The organism is Microvirgula curvata, assembly GCF_054781615.1.
The window spans coordinates 43,039-68,475 of sequence record NZ_BAAGUB010000003.1 but is presented as its reverse complement, the minus strand read 5'-3'; the positions used below and the strand labels follow the sequence as shown (position 1 = coordinate 68,475).

Here is a 25,437-nt window from a genome sequence, read left to right as displayed (position 1 = left end):
GCGACTCAGGCCGCCGGCGACAGCCACAGCGGTGTGTCCTGCGGCGCCAGCCAGCAGGTATCGGCGGGCGCGGCCTGGACGATGACGTCGAAGGCCAGCAGCTCGTCGCGGCGGAAGGCGTGCAGGCGAACGCTGTCGCCGGGCCGGTGGCGGGCAAGCTGGCGTTCGAGATCGCTGGCGCGCAGCCCGTCGATCGCCACCAGAACATCCCCTGCCGACAGGCCCGCCGCCTGTGCGGCCCCCCCGTCCAGAACATGGGTCAGGCGGATGCCTGCCGGATCGGCCGCGCTGCGCACGCCGATGACGGCACGTGGTGGTGTGTCGCTTGCGGCGGGCAACGGCGCGCCCCCCTTGTCGGCGCCACTCTGGGCGACACGCCAGGCAACGGTCACGCCGGCGTCCTGCAGCAGCGCCTGCAGCGGCAGGTCGGCCGTCGAGCGGATGGCCTGGTCAAAGAAGGCGCCCAGATCCAGCCCGGTCGCCTGCTGAGCGATCCGTTCCCACTCCGTCTCGCCGATGCCGGCGCCGGTATCGCGCCAGCGCCGCCACAGCGCCCGCATCACATCGTCGAGTGAGCGGGTGCCGTGGCTGTCCTGGCGGATCTTCAGATCCAGCGCCAGCGCGGCCAGCGCACCCTTCTGGTAATAGCTGACAATGGCGTTGGGGCTGTTTTCATTCTGTTGGTAGTACTTGGTCCAGGCATCGAGGCTGGATTCGGCCAGCGTCTGCTTGTGGCGACCACTGCCGCGCTGCACGGCGGTGAGGGTCCGCGCCAGCTGGGCCAGGTAGCGTTCGACCGGCACCACGCCGCTGCGCACCAGGGTCAGATCGTCGTAGTACGACGTGACGCCCTCGAAGGCCCACAGCAGCGAGGTCAGCGCCGCCTGCGACAGGTCGTAGGGGGTGAAGGCGGCCGGCTTGATCCGCTTGACGTTCCAGGCATGGAAATGTTCGTGGCTGAACAGGCCGAGCAGGTCGAGATAGCCGTCGCTCAGCGTGTCGTCGCCGTGGACCGGCAGGTCGTCGCGGCTCGCCATCAGCGCGGTCGAGTCGCGATGCTCCAGCCCGCCATAGACGTCCTTGCCGACAAACAGCTGGAACTGGTAGCGGTGAAACGGTGCCGGTTCGCCGAACAGCCGGATCTGCCATTCGCAGATCCGTGCGACATCGCGCGCCAGCCGGTCGAGATCGCCGCGATGGCGGCCGGATACGACAATTTCATAATCGGTGTTGCAGACGCGGAAGGGGACAACGTCGAAATGGCCGAGCTCGAACGGGTGATCAATCAGCGTGTCGTAACTGTCGGCGACAAAGTCGCCAAAGCCGAACGGCGCAGCGCCGTCGGCCGGCAGCGTGCCGGCCAGACGCCAGTCGCCGCTGACCGTGCCCGGCGCCGGCGCGTCGACACGGAGCCCGTGTGACTGGCCGGACTGTCCGACTGCCTCCAGACACAGGCTGGTCGGGTTGAAGAAGCCCCGCTCGCGGTCGAGATAGGCCCCCCTGACCGACAGGTCGAAGGCATAGGCGGTGTAGCTGAGGGTCAGCGGGCCATGGCAGGGCGCGGCCTGCCAGCTGTGGTTGTCGAGTGCGGTCAGCGTGACCGGCCCGTGCGCCGACCGGGCCGACAGCGGGCCGAGATGGCGGGAGAAATCACGCAGCAGGTAGCTGCCCGGAATCCAGCGCGGCAGGCGAAATACCTGGCCGTCGGCAGCCGGCCGACGAACGGTCATTTCGATGGAAAACAGATGGGCGGCGGGGTCGGCCGCGGTGATCCGGTAGTGCACGGGGTGGGACATGAGAAGCGTTCCGTCAGATCCAGGCCCATGACGGGCGAGTGAAGGGCCGTCCGCAATTGACCTGCGTCAAGGGGTCAAACGGTCATGACAATATAATCCGCCGTATGCAAGATGTGGCTGTTTACGTGCTGCGCGCATGGTGCTTTAAGCTTTTGTTCAGCTAGTTCGCCATGCGGGTTTGCATTAGAATGCCACCATGCAAACGGGGTGCTCGCCAGAAGATGGTGGCGCGCCGTCAAAAAATCAATCCGGAAACATGTCATGGTCTGGCTGGGGGCCGGCCTGACTGGCTGTCAGACGAAGGTCTGGCGGTCTTTTGCGGATGACTCGTTCGTAACCTTGGAGAATCCTCGATGGAGACGCAATCCACTTATAACTATAAGGTGGTGCGCCAGTTTGCCGTGATGACAGTCGTGTGGGGTGTCATCGGTATGCTGGTCGGCGTGACGATCGCAGCCCAACTGGTCTGGCCTGATCTGAACTTCGGACCGTACTTCCACTTTGGTCGCCTGCGCGCACTTCATACCAGCGGTGTGATTTTCGCATTTGGCGGCTGTGGCCTTTTCGCGACCAGCTACTACGTGGTGCAGCGCACCTGTCAGACCCGCATCTTCTCTGATGCACTGGCCGCCTTTACCTTCTGGGGTTACCAGGCAGTCATCGTCCTGTGCGTGATCACCTACCCGCTCGGCCTTTCCTTCAACAAGGAATATGCCGAGATGGAATGGCCGATCAAGGTACTGCTGACCATTGTCTGGGTCGCCTACGCGGTCGTGTTCTTCGGCACCATCGCCAAGCGCAAGGTCAAGCACATCTACGTCGCCAACTGGTTCTACGGTGCGTTCATTCTCGCCGTGGCCCTGCTGCACGTGGTCAACAGTGCCTTCATCCCGGTGTCGATGTGGAAGTCCTACTCGGCTTACGCCGGTGCCGTCGATGCGATGGTGCAGTGGTGGTACGGCCACAACGCGGTCGGCTTCTTCCTGACCGCCGGCTTCCTCGGCATGATGTACTACTTCGTCCCGAAGCAGGCCGGTCGTCCGGTCTACTCGTACCGCCTGTCGGTGGTCCACTTCTGGGCGCTGATCTTCACCTACATGTGGGCGGGTCCTCACCATCTGCACTACACCGCGCTGCCTGACTGGACCCAGTCGCTCGGCATGGTGTTCTCGCTGATTCTGCTGGCACCGAGCTGGGGCGGCATGATCAACGGCATCATGACCCTGTCCGGCGCATGGCACAAACTGCGTACCGACCCGATCCTGAAGTTCCTCGTGGTGTCGCTGTCGTTCTACGGCATGTCGACCTTCGAAGGCCCGATGATGGCCATCAAGACCGTCAACGCGCTGTCGCACTACACCGACTGGACCATTGGTCACGTTCACTCCGGTGCGCTGGGCTGGGTTGGCTTCATCACCATGGGTTCGCTGTACTACCTGATCCCGCGCCTGTTCAACCGTGAACAGATGTTCTCGACCAAGCTGATCGAAGTTCACTTCTGGCTGGCCACGCTGGGCGTCGTGCTGTACATCGCCGCGCTGTGGATCGCCGGTGTGACCCAGGGTCTGATGTGGCGCGCCCTGAACCCGGACGGCACGCTGACCTACGCGTTCGCCGAAGTGGTCAAGGCAACCTATCCGTACCACTTCGTTCGTCTGATCGGTGGCCTGCTGTATCTGGTCGGCATGCTGGTCATGGCTTACAACGTGTTCCGCACCGTCACGATGGGCCGTGCTGTCGACGCCCGTATCCCGGCCGTTGCCGCACACGCCTGATATAGCTGACGAGAGAGACGCAAATGGAAAGAATCCAAAAACTGGTCGAAGAGCATGTCGGCTATCTGATCGTGTTTACCCTGCTCGTGGTCAGCGTGGCGATGCTGGCTGAAATCCTGCCGCTGATGTTCCAGCGCTCGACCACGCAGCCGGTTGCCGGTGTCAAGCCGTTCACGGCACTGCAACTGACCGGTCGCGACATCTACATCCGCGAAGGCTGCTACAACTGCCACTCGCAGATGATCCGTCCGTTCCGTGCGGAAACCGAGCGTTACGGTCACTACTCGGTGGCGGGGGAGTCGGTCTACGATCACCCGTTCCTGTGGGGTTCGAAGCGTACCGGTCCCGATCTGGCCCGTGTCGGCGGCCGCTATTCGGATGAATGGCACCGCGTCCACCTGATCAATCCGCGTGACGTGGTCAGCGAATCGAACATGCCGGCGTTCCCGTGGCTGGCCCGCAACCTGGCTGACGCGGACAGCGTCCAGGCCAAGATGCGCGCCCTGCGCCTGGTCGGTGTGCCGTATTCGGATGAAGAGATCGCCAAGGCCAAGAGCGAAGTGGAAGGGAAGTCGGAAATGGACGCCCTGGTCACTTACCTGCAAGGCCTCGGTCTCGCGCTGAAAAACACCCGCTGAGAGCAATCGATATGCTAGATACCGCCACGCTGATTCACATCATCGTCACCGTTGCCGCATTTGCCAGCTTCATCCTGATCCTGATCTGGGCCTTTGGTGGCAGGGCGGCGAAGAAAAGCTTCGAGGAGGCGGCGAACCTGCCGTTTGCCGACGATGACAACGATAATGCTGCGCGGTCCGGCCTGGGTCGCCTGTCGACCCCGGGCCACAACGGAGCAAAATAATGAGTGATTTCGTAAGCGATTTCTGGAGCTACTGGATCTCCGGCGTCGTCGTCGTCGGGATTGTCGGTCTGACCTATCTGCTGTTCTCGCAGAACAGACTGAAAGTCGAGTCGGGGACCGAGGTCAAGACCACGGGCCACGTCTGGGACGGTGATCTGGCCGAGTACAACAACCCGCTGCCGAAATGGTGGATGTGGATGTTCACGCTCACGCTGGTGTTCGGCGTTGCCTACCTGGTGCTGTATCCGGGCATGGGCTCGTTCAAGGGCATCCGCAACTGGACGTCGGTTGGCGAGTACACGGCGGAACGCGCCGCGGCGGAAGCCAAGTACCAGCCGCTGTATGACGCCTTCCTGAAGCAGGACATCCCGACCGTCGCCGGCGACCAGAAGGCACAGGAAATGGGCTATCGCCTGTTCCAGACCTACTGTGTCCAGTGCCACGGCTCCGATGCCCGCGGTGCGAAGGGTTTCCCGAACCTGACCGACAACGACTGGCTGTACGGTGGCTCGCCTGAGAAAATCCAGGAAACCATCCTCAACGGTCGCCATGGCCAGATGCCGCCGTTCGGCGCTGCATTCGGCGAGGAAAAGGTCAAGGACGTGGCCAACTACGTGATGTCGCTGTCCGGCAAGAAGCACAATGCCGAACGCGCCACCCGCGGTGCCGACACGTTCAAGGCCATCTGCGCGACCTGCCACGGTCCGGACGGCAAGGGCAACAAGGATATCGGCGCGCCGAACCTGACCGACAATATCTGGCTGTACGGTGGTACCGAAAAGACCATCGTCGAGACCATTACCAATGGTCGCAGCAACCAGATGCCGGCGTGGAAGGACTTCCTCGGCGACGGCAAGGTGCACCTGCTGGCCTCCTATGTCTGGGGCCTGTCGAACAAGCCTGCCAAAGCAGCCGCCCAGCAGTAAACTGGTCGTCTGACGGTACGCTGTAAGTGTGAATCGCTGCCCGCCCCGTGCGGGCAGTGACGCTTGTGGAAGCGGTCCGGCCGGTGCCGTGATCGTTTCCGTCTCCTGTAATGTGTAATGCGCATCATCGGGAGGACTGGATCGAGACCGCTTGCGCGGTTTCCGTCGAATCCTCCGTAAAGGGAACTGCCGAAATGAGTGACCCGCAGCAGCAAGACCCCGACAACAAACCCAGAAAAGTGGTCGAGATCCAGCCGATCTCGCTGTACGAAAGCCACAAGAAGATCTATGCGCGCCAGGCCTGGGGCGTGTTCGCCAACTGGCGCATCGCGCTGGTCGTGCTGACCCAGCTGGTGTATTTCGGTCTGCCGTGGCTGACCTGGAACGATCGGCCGGCCGTGCTGTTCGACCTGATGAACCGCAAGTTCTATCTGTTCGGTCTGACGCTGTTCCCGCAGGACTTCATCTATCTGGCCGCGCTGCTGATCAGCTGTGCATTCGGCCTGTTTGTCTGGACCACCATCGCCGGGCGGCTGTGGTGCGGCTATGCCTGTCCGCAGACGGTCTACACCGAAATCATGATGTGGATCGAGAACCTGGTCGAAGGCGATCGCAACAAGCGGATCAAGCTCGACAAGGGCCCGCTGACTGCGACCAAGATCGGCAAGAAAACGGTCAAGCATGCGCTGTGGATTGCCGTGTCGCTGCTGTCGGGCATTACCCTGGTCGGCTATTTCCTGCCGATCCGCAGCGTGTTCGGCGATCTGGTGTCGCTGAACGTGGCGGGCTGGGAAGCGTTCTGGGTGTTCTTCTATGCCGGCGCCACCTATCTGTTTGCCGGCATGCTGCGCGAACAGGTCTGCAAGTACATGTGCCCGTACGCCCGCTTCCAGAGTGTGATGTTCGATGCCGATACGCTGATCATTTCCTATGACGCCGAACGTGGCGAACCGCGCGGCGCACGCAAGAAGGGCGTCGATGCCCACGCGGCCGGCAAGGGCGACTGCGTGAACTGCGGCATCTGCGTCCAGGTCTGTCCGACCGGCATCGATATCCGCGACGGGCTGCAGTACGAGTGCATCGGTTGCGCTGCCTGTATCGATGCCTGCGACGACGTGATGGACAAGATGGGCTATCCGCGCGGGCTGATCCGCTACACCACCGAGAGCGCGCTGGAGAAGAAGTATCCGGAAAGTGCGATCCTGACCCGGCTCAAGCGGCCGCGCGTGGTCATGTACGCCGTGGTGCTGCTGACCGTGCTCGGGGTGGCGATGACCTCGCTGGTCATGCGCCAGCCGATGCGGCTCGACATCGTTCGCGACCGTGCGTCGCTGGTGCGTGAAACCGATGAAGGGATGCTGGAGAATACCTACAACCTGCGTCTGATCAACCTGTCCGAGAAGCCGCAGCAGGTCCGGCTGGGCGTCAACGGGCTGGAAGGCATCAAGCTGGTGACCGACACCCCGGTGGTCACGATCGGGCCGACCGGCAACGAAGTGATTACCGTGCATGCACAGGTGGACCCGGAAGCGGCGACCAGCGGCAGCCATCCGATCCACTTCACCGCGACCTCGGTCGACGGCGGCAGCATCTCGCTGTCGGAAAAGTCGAGCTTCATCGGCGAATGACAATGATCCATGGCCGGGCGTGAGCCCGGCCGACTGCAAACGGAGAATCCGCATGAGCACCACCCTGACCCCCCCGTGGTACAAGCAGCGCTGGCCGTGGCTGCTGATGCTCGGACCGGCCATCGTGGTCGTTGCCGGGATTGCGACGCTGGTGATTGCCGTCCAGACCAATGATCCGCTGGTCAACGACGACTACTACAAGCGCGGCAACGAGATCAACGAGGACCTCGGGCGCGATGCCGCCGCCGCACAGCGCGGACTGAGCGCGCAGATGCTGTTTGCCGATCAGGGCGGTGCGGTGCGCGTGCTGCTGCGCCAGCAGGGCAGCCAGCCGCTGCCGGACACGCTGACGCTGTCATTCCAGCATCCGACCATCGCCGGTCATGACGTGACCGCAACGCTGAAGCGCGAGGGAGCGGGCAGCTATATCGGTGAGGTCAAGCTGACGGTGGCATCCAAGCACTGGTACGTGCGCCTGCAGGACCCGGCCGACAGCTGGCGGGTCGAAGGGCAATGGACGCCGGACAAGGGCAATGGCGTGATGCTGGAACCGGCACGTTGAGCAGAATCCGCCCGGTTGTGCTGGCGCTGGTGATGGCGGCCGGGCTTGCCGCCTGCGCCGCGCCGCCGCTGGCGCGGCCTGCTGCTGTCGCTCCGGCCCAGGTCACGGTGAGCGGCAGGGTGCTGCTGCCCGCCGGCGCTGCTGCCCTGCCGCCGGGTGCGCTGCTGCGCGTCCAGCTGCTGGACACGTCGCTGGCCGATGCGCCGGCGACCGTGCTGGCCGAGCAGTACACCGGACTGGGCGGCGAACGCACACTGCCGCACGCCTTCGAGCTGTGCACGGATGCGGACAAGGTGAGCAGGCACGCCCGTTATCAGGTGTCGGCCCGCATTACCGACCGTGACGGCCGGCTGCTGATGCTGACTGCCGATGCGTATCCGGTGCTGACGCAGGGGGCGCCTGCACACGTTGACGTGACGGTGAGGCCGATAGGGCACTGAACATCCGCCAGTAAAAAACGGGTCCTGGAAAGGGCCCGTTTTTTATTGTGGCCTGTTGATGGCCGTTTAGCTGAAAAAATGAGCAATTTCACGGATATCGTTTAAAAATAAAGACTTGATCAGTGTCGTGGCCAGATATCCACAGGATGTCCACCCGCTTGCCCAGCGAGACTGGGGAGAACGCAATGTTTGTTAACAATTGGCGCCGGGCGGACACATGATCGTTACCAGGACCGCCTATGATGAATTTCACTTCCCCACCGGGGTCTCCTGATAATTCACCAAGAAACGGAGAACACGCCATGCGAACACCTGTACGCGCTACGGCGTCCGCCATGCTGCTGGGAGTGTCTCTTTTTTCGGGCGCTGTCGTCGCCGCGCCAGTGACCGACGGCGTCCCGCCGGCAGCACAAGTCATGCGGGCCGGCCCATTGTCGATGGAAGAGGGGGAACGGCAACTTGAAACGCTCCAGTCCAGACTCGAGCTCACCGGGAAGCAGGAGCCGGCCTGGCAACGTTACCGCGCGCTCCGTGAGCAGCAGCAGCGCCAGATGCGCGAACTCGCTGAAGCGAACCGCCGTCACCCGCCGGCCACCGCGCCTGAACGTGTCGAACGCCATATTGAAATGGCCCGCACGCAGGTCAGGCACCTCGAAGCCATGAAACCGGTTGTCACCGCGCTGTACACCCAGCTGACACCGGCGCAGCAAACGATTTTCGACGAAAAGCCCGCGTTACCCTCGCGTCAGCCCTAGTCAAACCTCGGTGGGCAGGTAGCCCACACCGGTAATGTCCTCATCGGCATTCCTCCATGGGTTCGCACCGTCTTCGGACGGTGCCTTTTTTTGTGTGGTTGATGCCACATGTCCCCATTTGCACCTTCCTGCTGCAGCCGTCATGACTGGCAGACTCTGTTACAGTTCTGACCATCAGTTCGATGACAGAGAACGCTCATGCTCACCAAGCTCGAAGCCCATGGCTTCAAAAATCTTCTGGATTTTTCCGTATCCCTGGGGCCATTCAATTGTATCGCCGGGCTGAACGGGGTGGGAAAATCGAATATTTTCGATGCCATAAAGTTCCTTTCCCTATTAAGTGATAAATCTATTGTTGAGGCCGCATTGGCGGTACGGGACTCCGAGTCGACCGATCCTCTGGATATTTTCTGGACCAATGGAGATTACCGGGCAGAGCGCCTGGTATTAGCAGCAGAGATGCTTGTGCCGCTGGATATCATCGATGACTTCGGAAGAAAGGCCATTGCGACTTCTACCTTTCTCCGCTATGAAGTAGAGCTCGCCAGAGACTTGCAGGAGGAGGCAAATGGCTCCTTTGGCCTTTATCTTGCCCGCGAGACGCTGAGCTATATCAACAAGGGTGAAGCGGTAAATCACCTGCACTTCCCATTGAGCGCTACCCGGTTTCGCGATCAGGCCGTGGTCAACAAGCGAAAAGGTGCAGGCTATATTTCAACGCAGGTGATGGATGATGGAATCATCGAGATTCATTTGCACCAGGATGGTGGCAGTAGTGGTCAGCCACAAAAAATCCCTGCACGCCATATTCCGAAAACAGTGATTGCCAATACCAATAGTGCTGTCTGGCCAACGATCCTCGCGGCTCGCCGAGAGATGCAGTCGTGGCGGTTTCTGTCGCTGGAACCCAGTGCAATGCGCCGCTCGAACAAAATCCACGAGAACGGTAGTGTCGGTGCCGATGGCGGCAAACTGGCGGCGGCGCTGTACAAGCTGCATCGGCGAGACGAAAACGTATATTCCCGTATTGCCAGCAGGCTGTCGGAGATTGTGCCAACCTCCGATGTCCGGGTGGATATGGATCCGGTAAGGCAATTGCTGACGCTGGAGGTCAAGGAACGAGCCGGCGCATTCCTGCCCGCTCGTGCTCTTTCCGATGGCACGCTGCGTTTTCTGGCCCTGTGCATCATGGCAGAAGACCCGGATTTCAGTGGGCTGCTTTGCTTTGAGGAGCCTGAAAACGGTATTCATCCGGCCAAAATGAGCGCAATGCTGGCACTGTTGAAAGAGTTGGCGGTTGACCCCGATCTGGCTGCGGGCGAAGACAACCCCATGCGGCAGATTCTTATCGCCACACACTCTCCGGTCCTGGTCAAACTGGAAACGCCGGATGACCTGATTTATGCCGATGCGGTCAAGGTAAGGGGGCCGGATGGCAAGCCTGCATCCACTATCCGTTGTAAAAGCTTGCGAGAAAGCTGGCGCTGCAAATCAGGGGAGGAATGCATAGACAAGGGATCCATTATTGCGTACCTGGCGCTTCCGCCTGACAGCCAGATATCGATGGATTTCGAACACTGAATACAGGGGCGAAAATATGAAATTAAGCTTCATTCTTACCGGAGAGGGCAGCTCCGATCTGCGTCTGGTTGAACATATTGGAAGCGTATTAATTGAAGAAGGTTTCACTGAGGTGCGTGGTGAAGCACCCGATCTCAGCCTGTTCAGCCCCGCTGTTGGTCGTTCTGTCAGAGAAAAACTTATGGCATTGGCAAGGCACTATCCGAATAGTGATGTGATATTTGTTCACCGTGATGCTGATAATGTCGGTGTTGAGACTCGTGAGCAGGAAGTATGGCGTGCCGCGCTCGGTATCTTGGCGGCTGAACGGATTATCCCTGTTATCCCGGTTACGATGCTGGAAACCTGGTTGCTGGCAGATGCGGAAGCCATCAAGAGAGTTGCTGGCAATAGTGGCTACAAGGGAAGCCTTGAGTGTATCCCCGGTATTTCAAGACTGGAGAAAGTCCGGGACAGCAAGCAGTTGCTGTGTGAGGCGCTTTGCGAGGCCAGCCAGACACAAGGCAGCCGGCTGAAAAAATTCAAGGGGCGTTTTGCTGACATGCGGGCACGGCTGACCTTTGATCTTGACCCGAATGGCCCTGTGAAAGGGCTGGACTCCTATCGGCATTTCAGGACGCAGGTAAACCGTTTTTCGCAAACCCGGCTGGGGGCTGCACGCAAGGAATAAGACCGGGGGGCCGTTCCTACGGCCGGCGCAGCCAGCGGCGCGGTTTCGGTTTGTCCTCGCCGCTGATCTGTTCGAGGTCGGCGAGCAGGATGGTCAGCGCATCGCCGGAAATCGCCAGTTCCATGACCGACAGCGCCAGCGAGACGCACATCAGCACCAGCGAGATGCCGAAGGCGATCAGGCCGGCCAGGTGCAGGCCGAAGAACAGGAAGGTCATGCTGACCGAGGTCAGCAGAATGCTCAGCGTGCCGGCGGTCTGCATCTGCCGGATCAGTTCGACGCGGCGGCGCAGGTTGTCGAGCTGGCGCAGGTGGCGCGGATCGGGCTTTTCCCGGTGACGGTCGTACAGGTTGCGGATCACCGCCGACAGGCTCAGAAAGCGGTTGGTGTAGGCGAGCAGCAGCAGGGACAGGGCCGGGAACAGCAGTGCCGGGGTGGTCAGGGACAATTCCATTGTCAGGGGTCCTGGTGCAGCGGGTCGGAAGAAGGCGCGCCAGCGGACAGGGGCGCCGGGTCGTGCGGGGCATCGATCAGGACTTCCAGGCCGGGGCGGGCGATGCGGTACAGGTCGATCACGTCCGGGCTGGACATGCGCACGCAGCCTTTCGAGCTTGGCGTTCCCCACGGTACATGATCGCCGGCACCATGGATGTAGATGAAGCGGCGGTAGCTGTCGACCACGGTGCCGTCGTCGCGCTCCCCCTGATTGCGGCCCGGTTCGACGCCGCACAGCCACAGGATGCGGGTCAGGATCCAGTCCTTGTCCGGATACTGTGCATGCAGCGCCGGTGTGTAGCGCCAGTCGGTGACCTGCTGGCGATAGATGATGGTGTCCGCCGGTGCGTCGTCGCCGATCTTGTCGCAGACCACGTGCCAGCCGCGCGGCGTCTGGTAACTGCCTTCGGTTTCGCCCACGCCATTGCTGGCCGTGGAGACACGGTAGTGGCGACGCGGCGTACCGTCGGCGTCGTACAGGGTCAGCCACTGGCCGGCGACGTCAACCCGCAGCCACGGTTTGTCCGGGCTGCGCGGATTGGTCGCGTGAGCCAGCAACGGTACGCGTTGCTGTGCATCGACAAAATCGGCCGGTGCCGCCTGGGCGAGGGCGGCGGCCAGGAGCAGGGCGGCAGCCAGCGGCAGACCGGCATTCATTCGATGATTTCCACCGGTGTGCCGACCGGTACGCGGTCGAACAGGTCGATCAGGTCATGGTTGCGCATGCGCACGCAGCCGTGCGAGCCCGGCTTGCCGATATCGACCTCGTCGGGGGTTCCGTGGATATAGACATAGCGGCGCATGGTGTCGACCTTGCCGAGCCGGTTGCGACCCGGTTCGCAGCCGGACAGCCACAGGATGCGGGTCAGGATCCAGTCGCGGTCCGGATTGGCGGCATAACTGGCGGCATCGCAGATCTCCCCGGTCGGTCGGCGCGCCCTGAACACGGCGCCTGCCGGCTGGCCGGCGCCGATCCGGGCGCGGATCAGGTGGCGGCCGCGCGGGGTCTGGAAGCTGCCGGACTGCTCGCCGGCGCCGCGCGCAGCGGTGGAGACCGGATAGCGGCGCACCAGTGCGCCCGCGTCGTCAAGCAAGGTCAGGGTCTGGTCGGCAAGAACAATGCGAATCTGCATGGGCACTCCGCGCCGCCTTCTGGGCCGCGCGCCGGGAACGGAAAAAATCGGACAGCATGTCGGCGCAGGTCTGGGCCAGTACGCCGCTGGTGACGTCCGCATGGTGGTTCAGCAGGGGTTCGGCAAACAGGTCGACCACGCTGCCGGCCGCGCCGGTTTTCGGGTCGCGGGCACCGAAAATCACCCGCGCGATCCGCGCATGCTGGATCGCGCCGGTGCACATCACGCACGGTTCCAGCGTCACGTACAGCTCGGCGCCGGGCAGGCGGTAGTTGCCCAGCCGCTCGCCGGCCGCGCGCAGGGCGACGATTTCGGCGTGTGCGGTCGGGTCGCTGTTGCCGATCGGCGCGTTGGAGCCGCGACCGATCACCTTGCCGTCGAGCACTACGACGGCGCCGACCGGCACTTCGCCCCGTGCAGCCGCTTCCATCGCCAGTTCAAGCGCCTGGCGCATGAAAAATTCGTCGTGGGGAAGGGCGGGGGTCATGGCGGCATCGGCGGTGAGAATCCGGCAATTATACGCGCCGCCCGTCGGCGTCGTGGCATCGATTACTGGCGTTATTGTTGCTAAAGACAACTTTTACGGCTACATTGCAGTCATTCTTGGTTCCGTCGGGAGAAGCCGGATGGCTGACGACAGGCAGATTGCCCAGTTGCGCAATGTCATGCGTTTTTTCATCAATGAACAGAAACAGGCGTTGTCGACGTTCGGCCAGCCGGCGCAGAGCCGCATGCTGTCGTGGCTGTATCGCCATGGGCCGATTTCGCAGGCGGCGCTGTGCCGGATTGGCGCGTGGGAAAAAAGCTGGATCAGCCGGGCGGTGGACCGGCTGGTGGCCCAGGGCTGGGTCGAACGCCAGCCGAGCGAGACCGACCGCCGTGGCGTGCTGCTGACGCTGACCCCGGCCGGCCAGGAGCAGGCGGCGCGGATCAATGCCGAGCTCGACCGTCATGCCGGCGCCCTGCTCGATCGCGTGCCGCCGACGGCGCGCGACACCGTTCACGATGCGCTCGATATCCTGCAGCAGGTATTCGAAACCGGCCAGGCGGCACGAGGTGAATCATGAGTGCCAGTCCGGTGCGCAGCCGCTCGCAGTCGGTAGCGGCCATGCTGGGTATCTGCCTGGTCATGTTGCTGATTGCACTCGACCAGACCGTGGTCGGCACCGCCCTGCCGCGCGTGGTGGCCGAGCTGCAGGGCTTCGCCCTGTACCAGTGGGTGGCGTCTGCCTATCTGCTGACCACGGCAGTGATGATTCCGATTGCCGGCCGGCTGGGCGACCTGCACGGCCGCAAGGGGCTGGTGCTGGCAGCGATCGTGCTGTTCACCCTGGCTTCCGCACTGTGCGGCATGGCCGACAGCATGCTGCAGCTGGTGCTGGCGCGTGGCTTGCAGGGGATTGGCGGCGGCATGCTGGCCGGTACCGCCTTCGCCTGCGTCAGCGACCTGTTTCCCGAGCCGCTGGAGCGGGTGTGCTGGCAGGCCATGCTGTCGGCGAGCTTCGGCATTGCCACGGCAATGGGGCCGGTACTGGGCGGCTGGCTGACCGAGCACCTTGGCTGGCGCAGCGTGTTCTACGTGAACCTGCCGGTCGCGCTGCTGGCGCTGCCCGTGGTGTGGATCTTTCTGCCGCATATCGTCCATCGGCGTGCTGACGATGCCGGTATCGACTGGGGCGGTGCGTTGCTGCTGACACTGTCGATGTGCGGGCTGCTGCTGGCCTCGGAGCAGGGGGCGACGCTGGGCTTCGGCAACCCGCTGTACTGGGCCATCGTGGTTGCGGCCATCGTGCTGTGCACGGTCTTCGTCCGCCACCAGCGTCGCAGCCGTGCGCCGGTGATTCCCGCTCACCTGTTCTCCACCCCGGCCGTGCGCCAGTTGTGCGTGATCAGCGCGCTGACCGGGCTGGCGATGTTCGTGCTGGTGTTCTATGCCCCACTGCTGCTGCAGGGCGGCTTTGGCTTCTCGCCGAAAATGGCCGGTCTGCTGGTCACGCCGCTGCTGGTGTGCGTGACCATCGGCAGCATCATCAACGGCCGGCTGATGCCGCGGCTGGCGCATCCGGAAAAACTGATTTCGTGGGGGTTGCTCGGTCTGATGGCCGGTTGCGCGCTGCTGGTGACGCTCGAGCATGACTCGCCGGTCGCATGGCTGGCGCTGGTATTCGGCCTGTGCGGGCTGAGTCTGGGCTTTCAGCTGCCGAACCTGACGCTGCAGGTCCAGTCGGCCGTGACGCGGCAGGATACCGGCATTGCCTCGGCGCTGATCCAGACCAACCGCACGCTGGGCAGCATGTTTGGCGCCAGCCTGGCCGGGATGCTGGTCAATGTGCGCTACGGGCATGAGATCGGGGCGGCACTGGCCGGCAGCGGGGTCACCGATGCGCGCGTGACGCAGCTGTTCGACAGCCCGCAACTGCTGGTGCGGGCCCAGGACCTGCAGACGCTGTCTGCGCTGTCGCATGCGGGCGGGTTCGATGCCGCCACACTGGTCGAACAGGCGCGACTCGGGCTGGTCAGTGGCATCCATCTTGCCTTTGCCGGCTGCGTACTGATCGCCGGCATCAGCTTTGCCATCAGCCGGCGCCTGCCGCCGTTCGCAGACCGGCGGACCGACAGCCCGGCCTGAGACGACGATGGCCGGGGGACCCGGCGCGCGGGAGGGAGATGTCGTCCGGCCTGCGGGCTGATCGGTGCCGGGCCGCATGCTAGTCTGATGCCTTTCCTGACCGAAGAGGCCGATTGCCATGCGCTGGATCGACGTACGCAGTGACACCGTGACCCATCCCACCCCTGCCATGCGCGACGCGATGGCGCGCGCCGAGGTCGGCGACGACGTCTATGGCGACGACCCGACCGTGATCGAGCTGGAGTCGCGCGTCGCGGCCCGGCTGGGCAAGGAGGCGGCGCTGTTCGTGCCGTCCGGCACCTTCGGCAACCAGCTGGCGCTGTTCACCCACTGCCGGCGCGGCGACGAAGTCGTGCTCGGCGATGACTGCCATATCGTCTGGCACGAGGGCGGCGCTGCCGCGGTCATTGCCGGTGTCAACCTGCGCACGCTAGCCAGCGATCAGGGGGTACTCGATCCGGCGGCGGTCGCCGCGCGCCTCCGCTGCACCGACGATATCCACGAGCCGAAAACCGGGCTGGTCTGTCTGGAAAACGCCCACTCGAACGGACGCGTCATCCCGCTGGACAATATGGCCGCCATCGCGGCCCACGCCCATGCCCTCGGCGTGCCGGTGCATCTGGACGGCGCGCGGCTGTTCAATGCGGCCACGGCGCTCGGGGTCGATGCGGCCCGGGTCGCCGCCCATGCCGATTCGGTCATGATCTGTCTGTCCAAGGGGCTGGCGGCGCCGGTCGGCTCGATGCTGGCCGGCTCGCGCGATTTCATCACTGCCGCGCGACGCAAGCGCAAGCTGATGGGCGGCGGGCTGCGTCAGGTCGGCATCCTGGCCGCCGCCGGGCTGATTGCGCTGGACAGCATGACGCAGCGACTCGACCAGGACCACGCGAACGCCCGCCGCCTGGCGGCCCGGCTCGATGCCCTGCCAGGTATTTCGGTCATGCGCGGTCAGCTCGATATCAATATGGTCTGGTGCCGCCTCGCCCCCGAAGTCGACACCGTGGCGCTGATGGCGGCACTGACGGCGCACGGGATCAGGGCCAATCCGCCGGAACACGGGATGATGCGTTTCGTGACCCACTGGCAGATCACTGAAGAAGATGTGGCGAAGCTGGCTACTGCAGTCGAGTCGGGGCTGACGGTATAAAGGGGGGGGGCCCGTTTCAGTAACGGGCTCCCCATTCGTCGGCTGGCCCCTGCCACAGGTTGAACTCACCTATAAAGCAGAAGAGTAATCACTGCACAGTGCCACCAGCTTTCTTTCCGGGCTGCGTGTTTTCTGATTTTCCTTATTAAAAATCGCATGCACACTTTCCTGTCACTCTTTGCGAGCCTGGTCTGATCATGTGCTGACGGTTCCAGCATGGAAATATCATGCCTTCTGCCTCTACCAATCCGACTTCAGGCGGCCGGTTGCTGCCGCAGGCAAGGCAGGGCACTGCGCCGGTTCGAGGTGCCCTGACGACATCTGTGGGCTTGCACGGCGAGCGAATAACCTGGGTGGGACAGCGCTGCCAGCTGTATTTTCTTGGTAATGGTGCCCGCAGCTATGATCCAGAGTGCGGGCGCTTTCTGAGCCAGGATCCATTCAGCCCATTTTCCATTGCTGGCACCAATTCCTATGCCTATTGCCTGGGCGATCCCGTCAATCGAAGTGATCCATCCGGCTATGTCTCAGCTGCGGACTGGTTTGGTATTGCACTCGCTGTTCTGGGTATTGTTCTGAGTCTGGCCACCTTTGGCGTATTTTCAATTTCGTTATTGCCTGTCGGACTGTTTCTTGCGGTCAGCTCATTGGCGCTGGGCGTGACAGCCGGGGTATATGGAATTGTATCCATCCTTGTGAAGGAGGTTGATCCAGTGCTGTCGCGTGCACTGGGGTGGACTACGCTGGGGCTGAGCATTGCCTCCATTCTGCTGGGGCTGCCCATGCCGCTGGCAGCAAGCTATGCCAAGCTGAGGGGACATTATCTCAAGGGAGTGGCAAGCGGCTATATCAAAAATAATTTCAGTCCAAAATCCAGTGATAAGCCAGCAATAGATTTTCTGTTTGCCACAGATTTTAAACAAGGTTCTCTGGTGGCGACGCATGGCAGACCAGGCATTCTGCAGGGATATAGTGGGGAGTATATGCCGGTCAATGTCTGGGCTAATGAATTGGCCAGAATGGAGGTTTATCGTTTGAGCTCAAGCCGTACGCCACTTTATCTGATGTCCTGCCATGCAGCAAAGAACGGGGCCCACGCAAATGCTGCACTCCTGGCGAGAAGGCTGAACAGAGAAGTCATTGCGCTCGGAACCAGTTCTCTGTATGGCATCCGCCGATTTGATCCGGCAAGGGGATTTGATCTTCTGTTCTTTGATGCAAAGCTGGGTGGGCTGATGCATTTTTGACGCAATGCTTTTTTGCACAGTCAGGGGTGCAGCCAATATTTTTCCAGGAGAAACATGATGCCTCCTTTTCGTTTTTCCCGCCCGCCGCAGAGGAAAAAGCCTGACCGGATCGCCACTCAGGAAGAGAAAGCATCCAGCGGGGTCAAGGCCGACAGCGTTCCGCCTTGCATCGGCATGCATGGAGAACGGATTGTCTGGGTAGGGCCCCACTGTCAGCTATATCTTCTTGGTCATGGTGTACGGTGCTACGATCCGGCATATGGGCGTTTCCTGAGTCAGGACATTTTCAGCCCTTTTTCAATAGGCGGTGTCAATCCATATGGATTCTGCTCGGGAGATCCTGTCAACCGAAGCGATCCGTCAGGCTACGCAGATATCAGTAACATTGATGTGAGGCAAAATTTGATATTGGGCCTGGGTAATTTGCTGATGGTTTTTCTGGGGTTTACCATATTGCTCTTTGCCGGGGGGGCCGGAATTGTCCTCTGGTCTGCAATCCTCTCTGGCGCGTTGATGCTGTCAGGGGGAGTACTGCAAATTGTGGGTGCGCTCGCCCAGGATGATAATCCTGCATTGTCCGCAACCCTGATAAGGGTTGCCAACGGCTTTTATATTGTGTCCGTAGTATTTCTCGTCCTGGGCCAATTGGCTGCACTACGGGGGGCAATAACTGCGAGGACCGTTGCCAAAGCACTCGCCGCACAAAGCGGCCGCAGTACGTTGACCTCGTCCAGGCGGTCTGTCTCTTCCGGCATGAGCGGATTTTCAGGGATGACACGCACGGCTTCAAATCCAGAATCCCTGGTTGGGCTGGCCGGTTCAAAGTCGGCATCAAACTGGTTTTTGATGGAAGCACGAAACCATAGCGGCATGTCATCTCTGCAGCAGTTGCGCGAAGGGGGGTCATTGGGCAGCTCATTGCGTTCGTCATCTACGCTAGAACATGTGTTTTTTACGGCCCCGTCCAGTTTTCAGAATTCCTCGCATGCAAATTCTGTCATGTCGATGCAAAATTTTAATATCATTATTTAACCAGCCAACGCCGGTCAGAATACTATATCAGGTAGGGGGGGTATGCTGTTCTATTCCAATATTTTCAGCCTGATGGACTGGACGAAAAATGGCATTGATCCATGTAGTGGAATGTATCTTCGCCATATCCCGGTGGCCAGCGTATCAGGTAATAAATTGCAGGGGCCTGAAATCTCGCTAGCCCTTCGCTTCAACCAGTTCAATGCATTGAATTATGGATTTGGTGTTGGCTGGGAATTTAATCTTTCTCATATCGATGCCGAGGTTGATGAAAATAATAACGCCATTCAGACACTGGTCCTCTCCAACGGGGCGCGCTATCAGTTGATTGAAGATCAGGATGGCATCGCGACATTGAAATACAAGCGGACATTGACATTTGATTTCAAACAAATCTCTGCAAATCCTGATAAATACCAGCTGGTAGGCAAAGAAGGCATCATTGAAACAATAGAAAACGGGAGAACGACCCGGGTTGAACTGCCCAATGGTCTCGGTCTCAATCTGGCCTGGAACAGTGATTCTTCGTTTGTGATCAGTGATGATGGAGGCGTAAATCTTGTTACGACAACAATTGCGACGACAGCGACAGGGAAAACTCATACTGTATCGGTTGTGGACTCGCTGCTGGACTTTACCTGCGATAGCAGTGGTGTTGAACAGCTGACTGGCGTCGCCATTCGCTCAGGGCCATCACTGTGCCGCATGAAGTATGCGATTCATAACGACAGTTATCTGGAAATAATAAAATGGGATGCCTGGGTTAATTATGTTCAACAGGATATCATTTCTTATAAAAGCCTGCCAAAGCCATCGGGGCTGAAACAGGATGTCCGGGCTGTTGATTTCATTGATTCCCGTCAGTCAGCAGAGCATGCGGTACACTTTGCGTATGAATATGGAAAAAAGAATTACCTGGGGGGGGCTGACGGCCCGGCATGGATTTCTGATGCCGACAATCTGGAATCCCGACCGGATGACTATACGTATATAGTAACCGAGAAAATCGGGAATGCGGCTCTGCCGGCCAAGATTACCGAGTTTCATTATAATAAATTCTATCTGCTTGTGAAATGTTTTCCTCGTCCAGGCAGGGAAGATGGCGCCGCGCGCAGAAAATACAGCACATACGGATATGCATTGGTTCCTGGAAAGGGTATTGATGCGCAATCATCGACTTTCATGCTGTCTGTTTTGAATGTCCATGTGAGCACCGGCAGTGATCGTGCCGGAACACCTTGTAACGTTTCACGGCTGACATCCTGTCAATATGATCAATTTGCCAATCTCGTTCAATTCACTGATGAAAATGGAATGAAAGAGTGGTATGAATATTATGACGTGATGGGTGAGAAGAATGGCGACGGGGAAGTGTTGTGCCCTGCTGATCCAAATGGATTTGTCAATTATATTAAAACAAGGATTATATCTTCAGGCAATGGATCTGGTGATTATCCCAGAAAAATTTTTGGCTACACTTATCAATCCATTGCTGCGACTTCATTGGTCATGGTGAAAACCGAACAGTTTGCACTGCAAAATGAAAGTACGGCCACTTTCGTGGCACAGTCGATGGTCAGCCATACTTATGGTAGCTATGGTGCACCATTAAAAAAAATATCCAGTATCAAATCATTGACGACTGATGATTATTTTTCAACGATATTTTATTTTATTTACCAGCGAAACGAAAATACCAGACAGCTGTCTGTCACCAAAAAAATTGTCGGCTGGGATCAAGTGACCAAAAGTGAAGTGGTGACGCGTGCGTACACCACGGGGCTTGTTCAGTCAGCTGTTAATGAAAATGGTGTGATCACCGAGTATGGCTATGATGAGATCGGGCGTACCATCAGGACCGTTTATGCGCCGGGGCGACCGTACGGTTATACCGTGCATGTCACGTATCAGTGGCAATCCGGCAAGCAGGTCACCAGGAGTACAACAGATGCTTTCAGTGAAACCCTTGTCCGGGATGGATCCGGTCATGTGGTTAAAAAAGAAGTGAATATCATTCGGGATGGAAAGGCGCTGGATTATTTGATGGCCGGTTTTATCTATAACGAAATTGGTCAGCTGATACAAGAAACGCAATATGACTATGCAGGAGAGCAGGTTTTTTCGAAAACAACCCTGTCGGACTATAATGTCTATGATGAATTGGTTAGTATGAAAAAACCGGGGTGTTCTTCTGACGACTATCAGTTTTTTCAAATGGAAGACGGGACATTTTCCATTGAGCAGGTTCATCAGCCTGGTGACGTCAAAACCCTGACCTGTTTTGATGCCCATGGCGAGCTAAGCAAGCGGGAAATCTGCAGTCCAGCCAGCAAGGAGATGGCGGATGTGACCGAAACCCTGTTCTATGATGCTTTTTTACGCTTGATCCGTCATGCCAAAACAGCCCGGGAAACCGAATCTTTTGAATATGACGCATTTGATCGCCCCGTGGCCAGAACAGGGTCATCGAGCGGGCGGCAGACGATGACTTACGCCCCTCATTTACTGGATGAGTCAGTATGCATGATTGCCATCGACGAAAAAGTGATCGGAACTCGAGAATTTGACGGGTTGGGACGGCAGAAATCCTCAATTGTGGATGGGGTCAGTACCTCATATGACTATGCTGGTTCAGCCATGTTTTCTCGCCCGTCAACGGTGAAGATTTCCAACGGAAGAACCTGGGCCTATCAATACGATGCCGTCCTTGATAATGTTACAAGACGGGATGTCAGCAATGCCGATGGTACGGAATCGGCATCAAGGATTTATGAGTATGATATTCGTACCCGCTTGCTGAAAAGTCATCGCGCTGACCAGTATACGCATACGTTTTCCTATGATGAGTTCAACAACGAGAACGGCAGCAGTGGTGGATGGGCCGGTCTGGCATTCGGATCCTATTCCGTCCAGACCCCTCGCTCCGTGCAAGGCCTGCTGCTGCGGGCATTGTTCTCTTTTCCTGTGACGCCGCCGGCACACACGATTGTTATCGACTGTCTGTATGACTCGCAGGGGCTGACACGGAAGATGAGCTGGTCGATGCATGGCGCATTGCTGTGCGAAGCAACTATCATGCGTGATGAAATAAATGGAAATATCAGAAATATCCGCGGTTCTTCTGCACGAATCGTTTCGCCGGGTTTGGAACGGATACCCATGGACATTAATTATGGGTACGGGAATTATAACAGGACAAACCATACCGAATGGAAGCTGGGGCCTCCACCGAGGCAGGGCAGTGCAGGTACGGTAGCCGGCAAGCTCTGGCGGATTATGGCGGTTTCCATGAATTATGACCACCATGGTTTGTTGCTGCAGGCGAAGTATACTTCCAGCCTGGGAGGAGGGGGAACCCGCTGGGTGGATTCGTTTGCATATAATGATCGCGCACAACTTGCCAGCTGGCACCGGACGGGAAACCTGGTTTGCTAGGATCAATTCGGTAATTCCATTGCTTCCCAGTCATTCCTGTATGACCATGCCGGGAATATATCGCAGATCAATAGCGAAACAAGTGATGGTTACAATCATGCTGTTTATCGCTACAATGCCAACAACCAGTTGTTACAGATTGGCAATAATAGTCAGACTGTTACAAGCTATTTTCCGGATGCCGTTGCTTTTACTAATGATAACGAAGGACATGTCAGCAAGCAGCAGTTTGTTCTCCACGGCAGCTATAATATAAAAACATTTGATTATGGCATGGAGGATGGTGTCAAGACCGTTACTGCAAAATGGTTGAAGACCAGCTCGACGCTGGCTAACTGGTACGATGCCGGTGGGCGCCTGATTTATCTGCGTGCTGCCGCGAATGGCGTGGAACAGGATACGGCGCGCTATTACCTGGACGGAGTGCTTCTGTTCGAGTGGCAGAGACCGAACGCCAGTCCACAAGATGGCACATTGACGATTTTTCATCGTGCTGAAGGCAATATGCTATACATGACGCATGTGGACAAGAACGGTGGCAAGTGGGTCCAGCCTTGTCTGAGCCAGCCCGATGGGACGTTACTGGCCGTGGGAACCATAGATAAATATTCACGGAGAATTCCACCCAGCAGTGAAACCCTTAATGTCTATCGATACTATAATTTTCACTTTCAGGGACAAACTGCGTACGGCTTGACCTTTGATTTGAAAAACCGGGCTTCTTACATCTTTTCCGATAAAGTATTGACTAAATAAAATTGGTGTGGAGAAGCCAGTGATTCAGCTGGATGGAAACAGCTCCCGCCCGCTGTCTATGATCAGACCGGCCAGATAGGCGACCAGCGGGTCGGCCTGATTGCGGCGGTGGCTGACAACATGCAGTGCCAGCGCCAGGCCATCGAGCGGAATCGGGACGATGCGCAACTCGCGGTGGTGCAGGAACGGGCGGGTGGCAATGGCCGGCAGCACGGCGAACAGTGCCGACTGGCTGACCACGAACGGGATCGACAGCAGGCTGGCGCTGCGCACGACAATGCGCCGCTGCAGGCCCTGGCGCTTCAGTGCCCGGTCGAAAATCCCCAGCGAGTCGCCGCCGTAGGCAGTGTGAATGTGCGGCACGGACAGGATCTGTTCCAGTGTTGGCGCCTCGCCGAGCGGCACCAGGGCCGGATTGAACATGCCGTAGTAGGGGACATCAAGCAGCGGCACGGCCTGATGCACATCGCGCAGCTCGGGGAAGTGACCGGCCGCAAGCAGAATCTCGCCGCGATCGAGCAGTTCCAGCTGCATCGGTGCCGACGACGGCTGCACCGACAGCGTCAGTCCGCGGGCCTGCTCGCGCAGGCGGGCGATCAGCCCGGGCAGCAGGATGGCTTCCAGCGGGTCGGACATCGAGATGCGAACGTGACTGTTCAGGGTCGACGGATCGAACGCGCTCTGCTGGGTCAGGGTGCCGGCCTGCATCAGCAGCGGGCGGATGCGGGCCGCCAGCTCCAGCGCCCGCGAGGTCGGTTCCATGACCGCGCCGTTGCGGAACAGCAGCTCGTCGCCGAACAGCTCGCGCAGGCGCGCCAGGGCATGACTCATGGCCGGCTGGCCGATATACAGCCGCTCGGCCGCGCGGCTGACGCTGCGCTCCTGCATCAGCGCGTCGAAGGCGACCAGCAGGTTCAGGTCCAGCCGGCGGAAGTCCGCATGTTGAATATTATCCATGTCGATACTGTAAATCTTTCGCATCGATTGGTGTGATTGGGCTGATATTCCTACAATCGGGCTCTTCTCCCCCATTGCCCCCATCGCATGACCCAGCCAGCCTCCCCGGGCGAGCCGCTGCCCGGCCCGCTGTTCCTGTTGTTCATCGCCAGCCTGACCTGCATCGAGTTCCTGCAGAACGGCATGGTCAATTTTTCCGCCTCGTATATCGTCGGCGGCATTGGCGCCGCACCGGAAGAATTCAGTTTCGCCGCCATGGCCTACTCGGTGGCCGCCATCCTGATGCTGTTCAAGCATCGCTGGCTGGCCGAGCAGCTGGGCTACCGCGACTTTGCGCTGGTGTCGCTGCTGGTGTACGCGATCGGCACCGTAGTCTGTGCCCTGTCCGCCAATGTGCCGGAATTCGTGCTGGGGCGCGTGCTGCAGGGCGCGGGCGGCGCGACCTTCTTCTGTGCCGGCCGGGTCATGTGCAATACCGTCGCCGGCCCGGGCCGGCTGCGGCCGCTGCTGGCCTTCGTCATCGCCCTGCTGGGCGCATCGACGCTGGCGCCGCTGCTGGCCGGCTGGCTGCTCGACCATGGCCAGTGGCGCGACCTGTTCTGGTCCATGCTGCCGGTGCTGGCGCTGGTCGCCGTACTGTGCTGGCGGTTCATGCCGACCGAGGTCGGCTCGGCGGAAGACAAGAGCCAGGCGCACTGGGGCGGGCTGATCTGGGTGGTCGTCGGCGGGATCGGCCTGCAGTATGCGCTGCAGCGCTCACGCTATGACTTCTTCAGCGAGTCCGGCCGGCTGCTGGCGCTGTCGGTGGCCGGTGCGCTGTGCGTGCTGTGGTTCTGCCGCCGGCAGATGGGGCACGCGCGGCCGCTGATCGACTACCGGCCGCTGTTCCAGGCCCGCTTCCTGATCGGCATGATGTGCTATTTCTTCGGCTATCTGGTGGTCAACGCCAACGGCTTCATCATGCCGAAGCTGGCGCATGAGGGGCTGGGCTTCACCATCCTGAATACCGGCGGTCTGGCGGCGCTGTCGTCGATCGGCAGTCTGGCCAGCGCCCTGCTGCACGTGACGCTGCTGCGGATCAAGGCCGGTTTCCGCGTCTACATGCTCAGCGGGCTGGTGATTCTGGCCGGGTCGTCGGCGCTGATGAGCCGCTTCTCGCCGGATGTGACCTGGGCCTGGTTCGGTGTCACCATGCTGCTCGGCGGCGGCTTCATGTCGCTGTTTATCGGTCCGGTGGCACAGGGCGCGTTCATGAACATGGACGAGCGCACGTTCTCGCATGCCTACCAGAGCAAGAATGTCATCCGCGAGCTGGCATCGTCGTTCGGCATCACGCTGGCGACGCTGTTTCTGCAGTCGCGCGGCGCGGTGCACTACAGCCGGCTGTCGGAGAATTTCAGCCTCTTCAACCCGCTGTACCGGCAGCAGGTCGAGCAACTGGATGGCATCCTGCACGACCCGGGCGGGCAGATGGCGCTCAGTGTGCTGGCGCGAAGCGTGGATCGCCAGTCGATGCTGATGTCCTGTCTCGACTACTACCAGTTGCTGGCGGTGATGGCGGTGATCGTCGGCCTGATCGTCTACCGGCAGCGGGTCTACAACTGACTGCCG

General features: G+C 59.8%; 24 protein-coding genes. 18 read left to right on the top strand and 6 right to left on the bottom strand.

Annotated features, from left to right (window positions below; genetic code table 11):
• Nucleotides 1-5: 5 nt before the first annotated feature.
• Nucleotides 6-1,796 (bottom strand): M61 family metallopeptidase, encoded by a 1,791-nt coding sequence (locus ACYVG8_RS00540; protein WP_460744889.1) that lies wholly within the window; start codon nt 1,794-1,796, stop codon nt 6-8.
• Nucleotides 1,797-2,149: 353 nt separating this feature from the next.
• On the opposite strand from ACYVG8_RS00540, the gene ccoN reads away from it, so the two are divergent.
• The 10 genes from ccoN (at nt 2,150) to ACYVG8_RS00490 (ending at nt 10,995) form a co-directional block, all read left to right on the top strand.
• Entirely contained in the window at nt 2,150-3,571 is a 1,422-nt protein-coding gene (gene ccoN, locus ACYVG8_RS00535) for a cytochrome-c oxidase, cbb3-type subunit I (RefSeq protein ID WP_028497765.1), read from the top strand.
• 23 nt (nt 3,572-3,594) lie between these two features.
• A complete protein-coding gene (gene ccoO, locus ACYVG8_RS00530; protein WP_028497766.1) occupies nt 3,595-4,209 on the top strand; it encodes a cytochrome-c oxidase, cbb3-type subunit II in 615 nt (204 codons plus the stop codon).
• Between the two features lie 11 nt (nt 4,210-4,220).
• Nucleotides 4,221-4,433, top strand: a complete 213-nt coding sequence (locus tag ACYVG8_RS00525; protein ID WP_028497767.1) for a cbb3-type cytochrome oxidase subunit 3 — start codon at nt 4,221-4,223, stop codon at nt 4,431-4,433.
• On the top strand, nt 4,433-5,359 hold the full coding sequence (gene ccoP / locus ACYVG8_RS00520) for a cytochrome-c oxidase, cbb3-type subunit III (RefSeq protein ID WP_028497768.1): 927 nt from the start codon (nt 4,433-4,435) through the stop codon (nt 5,357-5,359). The genes ACYVG8_RS00525 and ccoP overlap by 1 nt, the downstream gene beginning before the upstream one ends.
• A 194-nt stretch (nt 5,360-5,553) precedes the next feature.
• Entirely contained in the window at nt 5,554-6,987 is a 1,434-nt protein-coding gene (ccoG, locus tag ACYVG8_RS00515) for a cytochrome c oxidase accessory protein CcoG (protein ID WP_112692126.1), read from the top strand.
• Nucleotides 6,988-7,039: 52 nt separating this feature from the next.
• Nucleotides 7,040-7,549 (top strand): FixH family protein, encoded by a 510-nt coding sequence (locus tag ACYVG8_RS00510; protein ID WP_051528603.1) that lies wholly within the window; start codon nt 7,040-7,042, stop codon nt 7,547-7,549.
• Nucleotides 7,546-7,989 carry a YbaY family lipoprotein gene (locus tag ACYVG8_RS00505; RefSeq protein ID WP_051528604.1) on the top strand — a complete coding sequence of 148 codons (444 nt, stop codon included), beginning with the start codon at nt 7,546-7,548 and terminating at the stop codon, nt 7,987-7,989. The genes ACYVG8_RS00510 and ACYVG8_RS00505 overlap by 4 nt, the downstream gene beginning before the upstream one ends.
• 335 nt (nt 7,990-8,324) lie before the next feature.
• On the top strand, nt 8,325-8,744 hold the full coding sequence (locus ACYVG8_RS00500; RefSeq protein ID WP_028497771.1) for a Spy/CpxP family protein refolding chaperone: 420 nt from the start codon (nt 8,325-8,327) through the stop codon (nt 8,742-8,744).
• 198 nt (nt 8,745-8,942) lie between these two features.
• Nucleotides 8,943-10,325: an AAA family ATPase gene (locus ACYVG8_RS00495; protein WP_028497772.1), complete on the top strand. Its 1,383-nt coding sequence runs from the start codon at nt 8,943-8,945 to the stop codon at nt 10,323-10,325.
• Nucleotides 10,326-10,341: 16 nt separating this feature from the next.
• Nucleotides 10,342-10,995, top strand: coding sequence for a hypothetical protein (locus ACYVG8_RS00490; RefSeq protein WP_112692125.1), 654 nt, complete (start codon nt 10,342-10,344; stop codon nt 10,993-10,995).
• Between the two features lie 16 nt (nt 10,996-11,011).
• Here the strand turns inward: ACYVG8_RS00490 and ACYVG8_RS00485 are convergent, their stop codons facing one another.
• From ACYVG8_RS00485 to tadA, 4 genes are read right to left on the bottom strand one after another with little or no spacing between them, the layout of a single operon-like run.
• On the bottom strand, nt 11,012-11,449 hold the full coding sequence (locus ACYVG8_RS00485; protein ID WP_028497773.1) for a DUF2721 domain-containing protein: 438 nt from the start codon (nt 11,447-11,449) through the stop codon (nt 11,012-11,014).
• A 2-nt stretch (nt 11,450-11,451) separates the two neighbouring features.
• Nucleotides 11,452-12,147: a L,D-transpeptidase gene (locus ACYVG8_RS00480; protein WP_084299730.1), complete on the bottom strand. Its 696-nt coding sequence runs from the start codon at nt 12,145-12,147 to the stop codon at nt 11,452-11,454.
• On the bottom strand, nt 12,144-12,623 hold the full coding sequence (locus ACYVG8_RS00475; RefSeq protein WP_028497774.1) for a L,D-transpeptidase: 480 nt from the start codon (nt 12,621-12,623) through the stop codon (nt 12,144-12,146). The genes ACYVG8_RS00480 and ACYVG8_RS00475 overlap by 4 nt, the downstream gene beginning before the upstream one ends.
• Nucleotides 12,577-13,110, bottom strand: a complete 534-nt coding sequence (tadA, locus tag ACYVG8_RS00470; protein ID WP_107889449.1) for a tRNA adenosine(34) deaminase TadA — start codon at nt 13,108-13,110, stop codon at nt 12,577-12,579. The genes ACYVG8_RS00475 and tadA overlap by 47 nt, the downstream gene beginning before the upstream one ends.
• Nucleotides 13,111-13,249: 139 nt before the next feature.
• On the opposite strand from tadA, the gene ACYVG8_RS00465 reads away from it, so the two are divergent.
• The 7 genes from ACYVG8_RS00465 to ACYVG8_RS00435 all read left to right on the top strand — a co-directional run bounded on the left by ACYVG8_RS00465 (nt 13,250) and on the right by ACYVG8_RS00435 (nt 22,869).
• Nucleotides 13,250-13,690: a MarR family winged helix-turn-helix transcriptional regulator gene (locus ACYVG8_RS00465; RefSeq protein WP_051528607.1), complete on the top strand. Its 441-nt coding sequence runs from the start codon at nt 13,250-13,252 to the stop codon at nt 13,688-13,690.
• Nucleotides 13,687-15,252: an MDR family MFS transporter gene (locus ACYVG8_RS00460; protein ID WP_460744888.1), complete on the top strand. Its 1,566-nt coding sequence runs from the start codon at nt 13,687-13,689 to the stop codon at nt 15,250-15,252. The genes ACYVG8_RS00465 and ACYVG8_RS00460 overlap by 4 nt, the downstream gene beginning before the upstream one ends.
• A gap of 118 nt (nt 15,253-15,370) precedes the next feature.
• Nucleotides 15,371-16,399 carry a threonine aldolase family protein gene (locus tag ACYVG8_RS00455; protein WP_107889452.1) on the top strand — a complete coding sequence of 343 codons (1,029 nt, stop codon included), beginning with the start codon at nt 15,371-15,373 and terminating at the stop codon, nt 16,397-16,399.
• A gap of 227 nt (nt 16,400-16,626) precedes the next feature.
• Nucleotides 16,627-17,646: an RHS repeat-associated core domain-containing protein gene (locus ACYVG8_RS00450; RefSeq protein ID WP_112692120.1), complete on the top strand. Its 1,020-nt coding sequence runs from the start codon at nt 16,627-16,629 to the stop codon at nt 17,644-17,646.
• Between the two features lie 54 nt (nt 17,647-17,700).
• The gene (locus tag ACYVG8_RS00445; RefSeq protein ID WP_460744887.1) at nt 17,701-18,678 is read left to right on the top strand and encodes an RHS repeat-associated core domain-containing protein; all 978 of its coding nucleotides are present in this window, start codon (nt 17,701-17,703) and stop codon (nt 18,676-18,678) included.
• Between the two features lie 42 nt (nt 18,679-18,720).
• Complete coding sequence (locus tag ACYVG8_RS00440) at nt 18,721-22,113, top strand: RHS repeat domain-containing protein (protein WP_460744886.1); 3,393 nt, start codon at nt 18,721-18,723, stop codon at nt 22,111-22,113.
• 129 nt (nt 22,114-22,242) lie between these two features.
• On the top strand, nt 22,243-22,869 hold the full coding sequence (locus ACYVG8_RS00435) for a hypothetical protein (protein WP_460744885.1): 627 nt from the start codon (nt 22,243-22,245) through the stop codon (nt 22,867-22,869).
• Nucleotides 22,870-22,893: 24 nt separating this feature from the next.
• On the opposite strand, the gene ACYVG8_RS00430 is transcribed toward ACYVG8_RS00435, so the two are convergent.
• Nucleotides 22,894-23,826, bottom strand: a complete 933-nt coding sequence (locus ACYVG8_RS00430; protein WP_107890331.1) for a LysR family transcriptional regulator — start codon at nt 23,824-23,826, stop codon at nt 22,894-22,896.
• 87 nt (nt 23,827-23,913) lie between these two features.
• Here ACYVG8_RS00430 and ACYVG8_RS00425 point away from each other — a divergent pair, with 87 nt between their 5' ends.
• Nucleotides 23,914-25,431: an MFS transporter gene (locus ACYVG8_RS00425; protein ID WP_028497781.1), complete on the top strand. Its 1,518-nt coding sequence runs from the start codon at nt 23,914-23,916 to the stop codon at nt 25,429-25,431.
• Nucleotides 25,432-25,437 lie beyond the last annotated feature (6 nt).